The organism is Photorhabdus sp. RM322S (genome assembly GCF_042879395.1).
GTDB lineage: Bacteria > Pseudomonadota > Gammaproteobacteria > Enterobacterales > Enterobacteriaceae > Photorhabdus > Photorhabdus khanii.
The window spans coordinates 19,457-33,197 of record NZ_JBHFKW010000045.1; the positions used below are offsets into that span (position 1 = coordinate 19,457).

Annotated in this window: 6 protein-coding genes and 1 pseudogene; 2 read left to right on the forward strand and 5 right to left on the reverse strand. The window is 44.4% G+C overall.

Features of this window, described 5'->3' with window-relative positions; translation table 11 throughout:
* Positions 1-85 precede the first annotated feature (85 nt).
* Positions 86-349, forward strand: a pseudogene (locus tag ACGF63_RS19410) (IS4 family transposase); the annotation flags it as partial.
* 18 nt (positions 350-367) lie between these two features.
* On the opposite strand, the gene ACGF63_RS19415 reads toward ACGF63_RS19410, so the two are convergent.
* On the reverse strand, positions 368-721 hold the full coding sequence (locus tag ACGF63_RS19415; protein WP_387632746.1) for an addiction module antidote protein: 354 nt from the start codon (positions 719-721) through the stop codon (positions 368-370).
* Positions 708-1,058, reverse strand: a complete 351-nt coding sequence (locus tag ACGF63_RS19420) for a type II toxin-antitoxin system RelE/ParE family toxin (RefSeq protein ID WP_132355298.1) — start codon at positions 1,056-1,058, stop codon at positions 708-710. Before ACGF63_RS19420 ends, ACGF63_RS19415 begins: the two co-directional genes overlap by 14 nt.
* An 812-nt stretch (positions 1,059-1,870) precedes the next feature.
* On the opposite strand from ACGF63_RS19420, the gene rtxA reads away from it, so the two are divergent.
* On the forward strand, positions 1,871-12,490 hold the full coding sequence (gene rtxA, locus ACGF63_RS19425; protein WP_387632743.1) for an MARTX multifunctional-autoprocessing repeats-in-toxin holotoxin RtxA: 10,620 nt from the start codon (positions 1,871-1,873) through the stop codon (positions 12,488-12,490).
* A gap of 77 nt (positions 12,491-12,567) precedes the next feature.
* On the opposite strand, the gene ACGF63_RS19430 is transcribed toward rtxA, so the two are convergent.
* The 3 genes from ACGF63_RS19430 to ACGF63_RS19440 form a co-directional block, all read right to left on the reverse strand.
* Positions 12,568-12,891 (reverse strand): DNA-binding transcriptional regulator, encoded by a 324-nt coding sequence (locus ACGF63_RS19430; protein ID WP_132355296.1) that lies wholly within the window; start codon positions 12,889-12,891, stop codon positions 12,568-12,570.
* The gene (locus ACGF63_RS19435; protein ID WP_387632744.1) at positions 12,875-13,234 is read right to left on the reverse strand and encodes a type II toxin-antitoxin system RelE/ParE family toxin; all 360 of its coding nucleotides are present in this window, start codon (positions 13,232-13,234) and stop codon (positions 12,875-12,877) included. The genes ACGF63_RS19430 and ACGF63_RS19435 overlap by 17 nt, the downstream gene beginning before the upstream one ends.
* Before the next feature lie 232 nt (positions 13,235-13,466).
* A partial coding sequence (locus ACGF63_RS19440) for a hypothetical protein (protein WP_387632745.1) occupies positions 13,467-13,741 on the reverse strand: 275 nt, incomplete at its 5' end.

Here is a 13,741-nt window from a genome sequence, read left to right on the forward strand (position 1 = left end):
CCGGTTATTTTAGCTAGAAAAAAGGCTTTATTTATGATCTGATAATTGTCGCCAAACAAAATACCGAGATCAGAGAATAAAGCCGATGACAATTATCCCCACAAAACTTCAGTTAATGCCATTCTTCAATGACGTTTTTCTTGAAAAAACCGCCCGCCGATGTGGCTTTATGGAACGGCTCAGAAATATTGGACCACAGTCTCTAGTTCTCAGTCTGATTGCCGCACTGAGCAAAGGAAACTGCACCTCCATCGCTGACCTGCACCGGCAATTTAACGGCATGTGTCTGAGTGAAAAACACACTGTCGCCTATAAGCCCTTCCATAATCAGTTGCGTAGCAACGGTTTTTCGATTTGCGCAGGGATTTTATGCGTGAATCGAAGAAGTAAGTCGGACACCTGCTGCTCTGGTTATCTCTGTTAGCGTAGAGAGCGTCGGATTGCCAGATTCTGATAACGTCTTATAGAGTTGCTGACGAGATAAACCCGATTTTTTAGAGATTTCACCTATGCCTCCGCGAGCCTCCACAACACGACGAAGTGCGGTTAAAAACGAAGGAATACCCCCTTCTTCGTAAATATCTTCTAATGCAGTTTGTAAGTAGATCTCTGCGTAATCTGGATCGGCTCTCAGTTCTGCAATCATGGCTGCATCGTGATCGACTGAACGCGAAAAGTTGCCATTAGTTGCCACAGGATTAGCCTCTTTAGTTTTGCTCATTTTCATTAGGTTTCCTCGCCTTGTAGTCCTGTAAATACTCAATTGCCGTATCTATGTCTTTATCTTGCGTCTTTTTGTCACCACCAAGAAGAAGAATAACGATTTCCTCTCCTTCCACCGAATAATAGATTCGATAACCTGTTCCAAAATTTATTCGCATTTCCCAAACGCCATCCCGTGCAAATTTGTGATCTCCAAAGTTTCCAGCTTCGGCTCTGTCTATCTGGTTATCTATTTTTGCGGCGGCTTGGCGGTGTTTCTTCCTTAATTTCGTTATCCAGTCGGTGAAAGGGACATTCCCTTGTCTATCCTGATAGCGTTCAATCCGGTATCGCATTGATTACCTCTGCATCTTTAACTGAATAAATTGTCGCATATAAACGACAATCAGGCAAGTTATTTGAGGTAGTGATCGAGTGGCTGTGATTTTTTATTATAAAATAATGTGGGTTGAAAACTGCCGTTGATTGCAGGTTTGGTGCTTTTTGTTTTTAGGTCGCTACAACTATTTCTTGTTACTCGTGCTTTGTTATGAGCGTAATTTCGCCCAAAAAATGGGGGGATACTGGCTGTTTTTTTACCGATTAGCTCTGCTGTTGTGATTCATGCCCTTCATTAGTGACTCTTATTATGTGAATCCAAGTTATTTTATTAATTTATCCCTTTATTTCAAAGAGATAAATTAAACTTTTCTATATTTTCACATTGATAATATTAATGACTTAACTAATTAATTTTTTATTTAAATAAGTTTTGAATAAAAAACAAGCTGCGATTGATTTAATTTACGCTTTATTAACTTATTCACATTAATGATGATAATGTTGGGTATTAGGCAATGTGTAGGGGGATAAGAAGACTTTTTTTATGTGAATATTGCTTTTAAATTTATGCTCTATATTATTTCGCTCGATTTATTCACCTAATTAATCAAAGAATGACTTAAAAGAACTTATAGACACATAAACTCAGAATTCCGCTGAGTTTAATTTTTTGTTTATTGTATTTTGCTTTCATTAATAAACTCCTATTAGGTAAGAGCATGCCTGAAATATTTATATAAATTATCTTAGATATCAATAACAACCAAGATTTTTTCTCTTTATGTATTTTGCTGATCTGAAAAAGAAATAAACTAAAGGATTGCCTATGGGTAAATCATTAAATAGTAGTACACAGTATTTTTTCACCGGAAACTATTCTGCTGATGATAATAATAATGATATTAATGCTATTGGATTTGGTGGTTATATTTATGCTCGTGGTGGGAATGATCATATTACTCTCGGTTCGATTGCGGCGAAGGTATATACCGGTACCGGGCATGACACCGTGGTTGGTGGGGCTGCATATTTAGAGATAGCGGATTCCAATGGCGATCTGTCAGTAACCGGTGGCGCGGGTTACGCAAATATTGATAAGAGTGGGGATGGTGATATTGCATTTTCGGGTGCTGCCGGAGGTGTTTCCATGGAACATTCAGGTGACCATGGTAATCTGGATTTTGCAGGTATTGCTGCTTATAACAGTTTGGAGCGTAAAGGTTTAACCGGTGATATAGACTTTAATGGTGCAGGTGGTTACAACAAATTATGGCACGAAACAGACAGAGGTAATTTGGATTTTGCCGGAGCGGGTGCGGGTAATAACATCGACCGTACTTGGTTTAAATCCTATCAAGGGTCTCAAGGTAATGTGATATTTCATGGTGCAGGCGCAGCAAATCGCATCAGCTCGCGGATAGAACGTGGTGATATCATTTTTAATGGTGCCGGTGTTGATAATCACATTGTACGTAAGGGTAAAGAGGGAAATATTATTTTACGTGGCGCAGGCGCATCAAACCGAATTGAACGTCTGTATCAAAGTGAAGACAAATACCAGCAAACTCATGGTGATATTACTTTTGAAGGGATTGGTGGTGACAATAAAATCTATTCTAATGTTGCTCATGGCAATATCAATTTTTCCGGTACCGGTGCTTATAATGAAATCACCAGATCAGATATAACCGCAAATAGAATTTATCATAATGAGGGAATCGGTGGGGCATTAGAATATGCCTTGGCTGAGGAGATCGTATTGACAACGGCGATGATGGGCGGTGATTTTCTCCGGGAGCTTCAGCCAGTGACGGGGGTTAAATCAACCACAGAGCCAAATACTTATCTGTTTGCATTTACCGATAATCGGTACACGCATGTCAGCAAAATTCAACTGCAAAATGATCCTGTCACCGGTAAGCTCAATTATTACGCCAGTTCCTGGTATAAAATAGGTAATCATCTTGAAAATCTCGCATCGCAAAATATTTATTCACTCAATGGATTTGTCGATATTAATGTTAACGGTGCTTACCGTCTTTTCAATTTAACGGTTGAACATCAGAAGCCAATGACTGTTCAGGGCGTCGAAGAAAATGTACTGGAAAATGAGTGGGTAACTTATATTGTCGGCACATCGGTCAATGTGGAGGATATCACGCTCTCTGATGCCAAAATGGGTGGACACGCCATCTTTTCCGACAGCCAGAAAGTGGATGTTTCCGCGGTTAAATGGAACCGTCAACCTAATACTTATGTGTATGCCACATATATAGAATCATACACCAAAGTCGTGCTGGTTGAATTAGCGGATGATCCTGAAACAGGTTCACTGCAATATCTTGCCAAAGCGTGGTACAAAGCGGGTGATCATACCGGTGATTTGGCTAATGAAGATTTTTCTCCTGCAAATGGATACAGCCCTATAAAAGCAGGTGGGTGTACCTTAAGCGAGCTGCAATATCAGTTTGATACGGTATACCGCATTTCTGAGCAATTAGAACGTACTGAAGAATTTGAACAACCGGATATCAATGAGAGTTCGGGCGACATTAATTTCATCGGTGTCGGGGGTGGAAACATGATTGAATCCAGTGTCACTCGCGGCAATGTTAATTTTGAGGGCGGAGGTGCGGCTAACGTCATTATAAAAAGTGGCGAACAGGGCGATTTGACGTTTTATGGTGCGGGTTTAGCCAACGTTATTGTTCACCAAAGCCGGAGTGGCACAATGGATGTTAACGCAGGAGGCGCTGCTAACGTACTGGTGCGGATCGGTGATGGCCTGTACCTGGCGCATCTTTTGGCGGTTGGCAATATTTCGATCCACAAAGGCAATGGCGACAGCCAGGTGGTGATGCAGGGTGGTTACAATACGCACACGCAAATAGGTCATGGTCACGCTAACTGGTTAGCGACGGGGGGTTTTAACGTCATGACTCAAAAAGGCATCGGGAATATCTCTTCGGTGCTGTCAGGAGGGGCCAATGTGCTGACCAGATTGGGGGCCGGTGATCTGGTTTCGGGTATGTTCGGTGGCGCTAACATTATCACGCATATCAGTGATGATGGTGATAGGTCAGACACCACAGCGATTGCACTGGGTGGCGCGAATGTGCTTACTAAGAAAGGTCAGGGTAATGTATTGGCGCTGATGGGCGGTGGCGCAAACGTATTGACTCATATTGGTGACGGTAACACGACGGGCGTCATGCTGGGAGGCGCCAATATTCTGACGAAAGTCGGCAACGGTGATGTGCTTGGCATCATGTTTGGTTTAGGCAACGTACTTACCCAAGTTGGTGACGGTCAGATACTGGGCGTAATGGCAGCGGCCGGCAATATTTTTACTAAAGTCGGCAATGGAACGGCGATTGCGGCCATGATGGGAGCAGGCAATCTCTTCACCCATGTTGGCAACGGTGACGCCTGGGCGTTGATGGGCGGTTTGGGTAATATTTTCACCAAAGTGGGGGATGGCAATGCGCTGGCGCTGATGGCAGCGGTCGGCAATGTGTTTACCCATATTGGCGACGGTGCCAGCGTTGCCCTGATGCTGGCAAAAGGCAATATTGCCACCAAAGTGGGTAACGGCATGGTTTTGTCAGCGATGATGGGTAAAGCTAATATCTTTACCCATGTGGGGGATGGCGATACTTTTGCTGTCATAATCGGCGGTGCCAATGTGCTGACAAAAGTCGGTGATGATCTGACAACCACTGTGATGTTGGGTAAGGCCAATATCTATTCGCATGTGGGTAAAGGCACCAGTATTGGCTTGTTTGCCGGTGAACTGAATGTCATGACCAAAGTTGGCGATGGTACAACGCTGGCGGCAATGTTTGGTCAAGCCAATATCATGACTCATGCAGGTAAAGGTTTAACCGGTGTTTTGGCCCAAGGTGAAGCGAATATCGTGACCAAAGTGGGTGATGATTTTATGGGCGTAGTGGCGGCTGGCAAAGCGAACGCCATGACTCATGTGGGCAATTCGGCAACTGCGGGTGTCCTTTTTGGCCGGGGCAATATTCTGACCAAAGTAGGTGAAGGGACAATGGTCGGCTTGCTCAGTTCCGATGCAGGTAATGTGATGACCCATATTGGTAATGGAACTACCGTCGGTTTTGCCAAAGGCAAGGCCAATTTCATCACCAAAATAGGTGATGGAACCAGTGTTAACGCTGCTTGGGGTGAAGCCAATATCCTGACTCATGTCGGTGATGGCGACCGTGACAACTTCGCTAAAGGTCAAGTAAATATCATTACTAAAGTTGGTAATGGGCAAGAAGTCACTGTGGTTCAGGGCGATGCCAATGTTATCACCCATGTCGGTGATGGAGATGACTATACCGGAGCTTGGGGCGAAGCGAATGTTATCACTAAGGTCGGCGCTGGACGTAATGTAGTGCTTGCCAAAGGTGATGTTAATATTGCGACCCACATTGGTCAGGGTGACAGTTTTAACGCTTTGTGGGGTGATAAAAATATCGTCACCAAAGTGGGTGATGGCCGGCAGGTGATAGTGGCTAAAGGCCGAACTAACATTACGACCACTGTCGGGAATGGTTTAAATGTCGCGGTAACGCAGGGTGACCTTAACGTCAATACCAGAGTTGGAGATGGTGTTTCGGTTAACATGGCGTGGGGCAACCACAATATTAATACCAAAGTTGGCAATGGTCTCAATGTCGCGGTCATGAAAGGAGAAAACAACGCCAATATTCAGATCGGTGATGGTTTGGCGTTCCATGCCGCTTATGCATGTAATAATGTGGCGATTAAAATTGGTAATGGTGATTTCTACAGCCTTTCCGTAAACAACCTTGCAGACAACAAATTCTCTCTCCTGTTTGGCAATATCAAACAGACTGCCTTAGGTGTGGGTGGCAGTCAGGCGATTAACTATTTGGTTCACGGTAGTGAATCAAACACATCCGGTACCCGTAGAGGCCGGGGGGCGATTAATTTAGCGGAAGTTTCTGCCATTAATGGCTTCAAAATGGAGCAAGTTGAGCCGATAAGTTCGGACTTAAACCATCATCTTAGTGCTTCAGTGACAGATATCGACACGCCAGACACTGACCAGATTGAAAGCATTTTGAATCGAAAAATCAAATCCATATCGAACAAAAATAAAAATCTGATTATCAACGGTGATTTTGAACAAGAGCACTTGGGATGGCAGTCAACCAATGGTATTGAAGCCTATAACCCCGCGGGCAATTATGGTCTTGATAATGACTGGCATGGTGAGCGAGTCAGTGAACTTGATGTTGTAGGTAACACGACCCTCTATCAAGATCTGCAAGACTTGTACCAGGGCGAAATTATTATCTTGAGTTTCGACTTTGCAGGACGTTTGGACATGTCTGCTGGTGATGGCATGGAGGTCTTCTGGAACGGTGAACGTGTATTTTCGACGTTGGGTGATCAAACAGAATGGCAAACCCAGACGCTGAGATTAATGGCAAAAGAGGGCGATAACCGGGTTGAATTTAAAGGGACAGGCGATGATGACGGGCTGGGCTACGTTCTGGATAACGTGGTTGCAGAAGCTGAGATGTCATTGATTGTCAACGGTGACTTTGAGCAGGGGGATTATGGCTGGCAGTCAACTCATGGTATTGAGGCATATAGCCCCGCAAGTGCTTATGGTCTTGATAATTCAGATCATGGGGAACGGGTCAGCGAACTTGATACTCATGCCAACACCACGATTTATCAGGATCTGCAAAATTTGTATGAAGGGGAGGTTATTTCCCTGAGTTTTGATTTTGCCAATCGTCCCAATGCTTATCTCACGAACAATGGCATGAAGGTTTTTTGGAATAATGAAGAGGTATTCTCAACGGCTGGAGATATCACTAAATGGCAACATGAAACGCTGGAATTGATCGCCCAAAAAGGCAGAAACCGCATTGAGTTTAGAGGTACCGGCTTAAATGATGGGGTGGGTTATGTTTTGGATAATATTGTTGCTAAATCTGAAAGTTCACTACAAGCCAATGCCATTACCGAATATGTGAAACAGGATAAAGCGGCGCAAAATGCATTAAATGATAAAGAGAAAGCGGAAAGTGCTCGTCAACTGTTGGAACAAGAAAAAGATAAACAGCGGGCAGTAACGGCAAAATTACAATCCCAACTGGCGCTAACCGATCAAAACGCGCTGGGGGCGAATGGTCAGGCACCGCGTGACGCAGTGAAAGAAGAAGCTCAAGCGGTGACGGATGAACTGATTTCCATGGCTGACGGTTTGGATGCGCTTGATAGTTACGCCAACTACGATGGTACATCAGGTGACATGTGGCGCAATCGTTTCGCTGGTGGTTTGTTAAACAGCGTTAAAAATAAATTAAATCAAGCAAGTTCTGTTTCTCAACAACAATTAGATAATACACAGCAAGTTATTATCACTAACCAACACGAAGTCAAAAAAGCGGTTGCAATATCAGAAGCTGGCGCAGTGAAAAGTGAACAGCATTGTGTCGGCTCAATGCAAGATACCGTAAATGCACAAATAAAAGCGGAATGGAAAAAGGCAGAGGCGCTTTCACAACAATGGCAGGCCGGAAAAGCGAAAGATGACGCTAATACCACCTATCAGAGTGCTGAACGTCGTGGCAAGCGTGACATTACAGCAGCGGAAAATAAAGCGTCTCAGGCAAAAGAGGATGCGAAAGGAGCGCAGCAGAGTGGTCATGCTAAACCCGAACGTGTGGGAGCATATGGCAGTGGTTTGTCTGGAGAGGGGTATAAGCTAAAGGATAATGTAGAAATCGGCAGCCGGATCAACCCTGAAACTGTTGTATCCGCAGATGGGCGGTTTAGTCAGGGATTGGGCAAAGAAAATCTGCAAGCGCTGGGTAATACTGAACACGTGGGTAACCGTCTACAGTTCAATAACGGGATTCAATATTTGGTGAATACGCCAGATACCGTGTTGACGGATCATTCTGCTGCTCAACATTATAATGCTGCCAAAGGGGACATACTGCAAAAAATTGATAACAAAATCTTTGATGTCAGAGCACGTGGAAAAGAGCTGAGGGATCATTCATTTTATTTTAGCCAGAGTAGCAACTTGCTGGAAAAACTCGGGAAAATCATTCCCGAAATTGGCAGTGTACGCCTGACCAAGGGAGACACGGCTGAGTCTAAAAAACTCATGCAAGGATTATGTTTTGCCCTGTCTGCCCGTTACTTGATTGAAGAGCGGGTACATGGTTTAGGGGGTGGCAAAGCTTATATGATGTGGCTGAAAGATGCCATTAAAGCGTACAACGATACATCAATTAATAAGAGAACAGATATTGGCTCCATTGAATCCGCTTTGTTGAACCAATATCGTCGCCAAAATATTGGCCCGGCGATTGAAGATATATTATCAATACAGCACAGCCAGTCGATGGATAGCTCCACGGTTGCTGCACATAGAGCAGCCAATGCCGCGTATGGTGGCAAGTTAAAAGCCAATGGGCTGACCGGGCCGAACATCAATAATGCGTTGAATTATGAGGCTGAAGGTTATGAATTTGTCATGGATAAACTGCGTAATGTGAGTAAATCGACTTACATGACATTTATGTCTGAAGATCACGCAATGTCAGTGGTGGTACACAAAAACGGAGTTCAAACAGTTTGGTCATTCTATGATCCTAACTATGGGGCAAAATCGTTTGCCAACTTTGATGACTTCCGCCGTTTTATGGATTCTTTCCATAAAGGATACCTCACGAAATATAAATTTCAGGCGAGTGAACAGAAGGATCAAAGTTTCTATGTTCAATTCAATAAATTTGAAGAAAGCCGCATTGCGAAATACGACGGTTTCTGGAAAAGGGCGCGTGATGGTGAACAGGATTACGTACTGCGCGCATTAAAAGAGCAAGGCCGGAATTTTACCCTGGGTTCAGGTGCGACCGGGCGAGTGGTTGATTACGGTGAAGATCATATAACGTTAGAAGTGACGACTAAACAGGGTCGGAAAGTCTTGGTTGAAGTTGAAGGCAACAACATTAAGCAAGCTGTCAACTTTGTGCAGTTGAATGTCGGTAAAGTCTTTACTTATCCGACGGTAAATAGACTGACACTTAAAACGCCGATCCCTGCGCTGGAAAGCTTGTCATCAAATGATGTTATCGAAAATAAAAATGTTGAGTCTTGGGAACGCATCACGGTTACACCTCAAACCGATGGTCGTGAAACGCGTTTTGATGGTCAGATTATTATTCAGACAGAAAATGATCCGGTCGTTGCTAAAGCTGCGGCCAATCTGGCAGGTAAGCATCCGGATTCCAGCGTTGTTGTTCAGCTTGATTCTGACGGTCAGTACCGGGTTGTCTATGGTGATCCGGCTAAATTATCGGGCAAATTACGCTGGCAGATTGTCGGTCATGGTCGTGATGAATCAGAACAGAATAACAGTCGTTTGAGTGGTTACAGTGCCGATGAGCTGGCGGTAAAACTCAAACAGTTCAGCCAATATTTTAGTCAGATGGATAAACCCAGCCACATCAGTATCGTAGGTTGTTCGTTGATAAGTGATGACAAGCGGGACGGTTTTGCCCGCCATTTTATTAACGCATTGGACAAGCAGGGGATCCGCAGTGATGTCTCGGCCCGCCGTAGTGAAGTTGCGGTTGATGCAACAGGCCGTAAATTTACCCGTGACGAAAATAACCAATGGGTTAACAACCTGTCTGATAACAAAATCATATTCCGGTGGGATGATCAGGGGGAACTGACGACCAGTACAGAGCGGGTCGTGCGTGGTATTGCGGAGAGTGACATCAACCTCTCCCTTGTGGGGATAGCCAACGCAGATGAGCCGGCTAAAGGGACGATTGCAAAGAATGCGAATATTTTCACCGCGCCGGAGAAGCGCAGGATCAGGATGAATAGTCATTTCGGTGATAGATCGAACAGCAACCAATGGCGTTATTCCGGCAATATCCAGATCAATGTGGGAGAGGGGGAATTTACCGCGATTCATTGGGGAACATCGAACGTTGGCATCAAAGTGGGTGCCGGTGGTGTTAAATCACTGACTTTTGGTGACAACAACCTAATGGTTCATATCGGTAATGGTGAGAGTAAACACAGCTTTGATATTGGTGGCTATCAGGCGCTTGAAGGGGCGCAGATGTTTATCGGTAATCATAATGTGAGCTTCAACATGGGCCGCAGTAACGACCTGATTGTGATGATGGATAAATCCATTCCGACGCCGCCACTGATCAATCCGTTTGATGGCGCTGCGCATATTGCGGACGTACTGCAAGGCATTGCCCGTTCTGATGAAGGACAGATGTGGTTAGTTGCGCAAAATGAACAATGGACATTGGCTGGTGCGAAAAAGTTTATTCAGGATATGTCCGGTTTGGATCAAACCAGCAGCGTGGATTATCACACCCTGATTGATCTGGATTCCCAAAATGAACGTAGCAGCCGTGCGCTGAAAAACGATATCGAATTAACACTGAATAAAAAATACAACGCGTGGTTGAGCAACAATGGGTATCGTGCTGACACCAGTAACATGAGTCGTGCGGACCAATTCCGTCAGGCTAATGAAACGCTGGCATTCAACTTTGCGGTTGGTGGTCAGGGCGCGGATATTCAGGTGACAATGGGTAACTGGAACGTGATGTTTGGCGACAACATCCAATCGATTTTGGATACCAACCTGGGATCGCTGTTTGGTCTGATGACCCAGGAGATTACGGCAACCGGTCTAGTAAAGACGACCTTCACCTATAATCCGCACGACTTGCCGCGTCAGCTTAAGAACAGAGTGCTTGGTCGATTGTCGGGGGTTGGGGCAGACACCACCTTTGCAGATATCTTTGGCGTAGATTACACCGCGGAGGGGCGTATAGTCTCCCGCACAGGCGAACCGGTTGATGGTGTCGCTATTTTGCAAGAGATGATTGAAATCATTGGAGAATTCAGTGGTGAACCACTGAAAGTTTTTGCTGATCCCGATCAATGGTTTGCAGATTTGCAATCTGGCATTGATATGGGGGCGGATGGGGTGAAGTCATTTGCGGAGAGTCATGGCTTAAAACAGCAAGAAATTAAGGAAGAAAGTCCGGTACTGCCAGATAATATTGAAAAAGTGCAAATCAACCGGCCAACGACTGACACTAGCAACCCGGATCGTACATTGGGTTTTAACGCGTTGAACCTGCCTAACCTGTTTGCGACGATATTCAGCCAAGATAAGCAAACAGAAATGAAATCGTTAATCACCAATCTGAAAGAGAACCTGACGGCAGACTTGCTTAATATGGAAGAGAAAACATTCGATTTTCTGCGTAACAGCGGCCATTTGCAAGGAGACGGTGATATTCATATGTCGCTGGGCAACAGCAACTTCAACTGGGGTGGTGACGGTAAGGATCTGGGTGCTTATCTGGGCGATAACAACAACTTTTGGGGTGGCCGCGGTGATGACGTGTTCTATGCCATGGGGATATCCAACATCTATACCGGGGGCGAAGGTAACGATCTGGGCATCCTGATGGGACGTGAAAACATGATGTTTGGCGGTGCGGGTGATGATACCGCGGTGATGGCCGGACGTATTAACCATGTGTTCATGGGGGAAGGTAATGATCAGGCATTTATCTTTGGTGAAGAAGGTCTTATTGATGCCGGTAGCGGGCAGGATTACGTCATCACCTCCGGTAACGACAATCGGGTGGATACCGGGGAAGATCGGGATTATGCGGTGACCATCGGTAATAACAATCAAGTTGACCTGAATGAAGGTGATGATTTTGCCAGAGTGTTTGGTAATGACAACCGAATTGATGGCGGCATCGGTAACGATGTCATTAAGTTGATGGGCTACCATGCGATGATCGATGGTGGAGAAGGTAATGATCACCTGATCGCGGCGGCAATATCGAAGTTCAGTCAGTTTGACGGTGGTGAGGGGCAGGATCTGCTGGTACTGGGGGGTTATCAGAACAGCTTCCAGGGCGGGGCAGATGTAGACAGCTTTGTGGTCAGCACCGAGGTGATTGATAATCACGTTAGCGATATCAACGCTGAAGATATGATTGTCTTGAACGGCATTAACTGGCAAAACCTGTGGTTCCAGCGCAGCGGATATGATCTGGTGTTATCAGTGAATCGTCATACTCAGGACAACAGTGCTCAGGGCATATTTGAATCAGTAGGTTCAGTCACCTTTAACGATTACTTTAATGGTCATCGTGCCAAACTGGTGACGCAGATGGGTAATAAGGATCTGTCGGGAGAGCGTGAATTTCTCACACTTTCAAACAATGCGGTTGATTCCTTGATCCAAGCCATGAGCGGTTTTGCCCCGACAGCGGGGGATAATGGTTTTATTGAGAATCTGGATAGTAAGGCGAAAGCGGTTATTACGACGGCGTGGGCAGATACCATGATTGGCAGGAAGAGATTTGCCTGATTAATTCTTTAATAAGCTGATTAACTCTCAGTCATAAAAGTAAAAATGGCCCACAGTATAGCGGGCCATTTTTTATATCACATCAACACTTTCAACCCATGCTTCTGAACCACAGATAATAATTTCAGCGACAACCCACTAGGACGCTTTACCCCGGTTTCCCATTTCTGAACCGTTGAAACACTGGTATTGAGATAACGAGCGAAAACTGGCTGGCTTACATTCAGTTTCTCGCGTAATTCTTTGATCTCAAGAGGCTTAAGATCATTAACACTATCGATACAAGCTTTATCAAAGCTACGCATAGTTTCTTGTGGAATTGCACCAACGCTAAATAATCCAGAAGCAGCGCTATGGATAGCTTCAAACGCAGGACTTTTAAATTTACTTTTTGCGGCCATAACAAATCTCCACCAGTTCTTTGTTCTTAATCATCGCTGTAATCTTTTCATCTGAAAGGCCAGCGTAATGTTTCGCTAGCTCCCTGAATCCAGCCAGTTCGCGATCATCAATGTTTGCCATATTCTGTTTAGCATAGAGGAAGGTATAGAACCAGCTCTTTCCACCTTTAGCTAATATGATGGCCCGATCACGATTCTGGTTGAGGCGCTTCTTATAAACACCGTCGCCAAGATTGTCCGCTTTCCCTTGCATGACAGCTTCAATAGCTCGGAATAATTCACCATCTTTGATAGCATGCGATTTTGCAGTCTTGGTAAACCACTTCGTTTTGAATATGCGCATCGTGGCTGATATCCTGTTACTTTTAAATATAGCACTTGGTGCTATATTACTCTCTTTTTTTATACACTCAAAGCTCTTGGAGTCTGCAAAATTTTAGTCGTATTTTTAACCACAAATCTATGCTGGCGATGATAGCCACCAATGTTTCTAGTATCGGGGTAGTTGATTTTCGGTATTAAAATAATGTCATTAGAGTAACTTTAACTATCGTGATTGGACATCTCACTTCCTACTAGAAACATAAACAAATAATTGGCGAATTACTGCTTCTCTTGAAGGCTGACATTGTTTTTACAATAGTAAGCAGGCTCAATTGAATCAAAAAGACATTTTTATTCCTAACGGGAAACCCGTCAACAGCGAAGTACAATCGATTGGGAAAAATAGTAATACCATTATTCCCGATATTTAATGAAGGATGAGTTATTAATGAAACGACTAAATAACCTGAGGTTTGCTTAAGAAGGGAACTAAGTGCCTGAGGCACGATCAAAGTTTTTGTCAAAT

What these genes read in the sequence shown, in the direction of transcription:
- ACGF63_RS19435 (WP_387632744.1), bottom strand. Translation starts at nt 13,234, where the DNA reads ATGCGCATATTCAAAACGAAGTGGTTTACCAAGACTGCAAAATCGCAT.
- ACGF63_RS19430 (WP_132355296.1), bottom strand. Translation starts at nt 12,891, where the DNA reads ATGGCCGCAAAAAGTAAATTTAAAAGTCCTGCGTTTGAAGCTATCCAT.
- ACGF63_RS19420 (WP_132355298.1), bottom strand. Translation starts at nt 1,058, where the DNA reads ATGCGATACCGGATTGAACGCTATCAGGATAGACAAGGGAATGTCCCT.
- rtxA (WP_387632743.1), top strand. Translation starts at nt 1,871, where the DNA reads ATGGGTAAATCATTAAATAGTAGTACACAGTATTTTTTCACCGGAAAC.
- ACGF63_RS19415 (WP_387632746.1), bottom strand. Translation starts at nt 721, where the DNA reads ATGAGCAAAACTAAAGAGGCTAATCCTGTGGCAACTAATGGCAACTTT.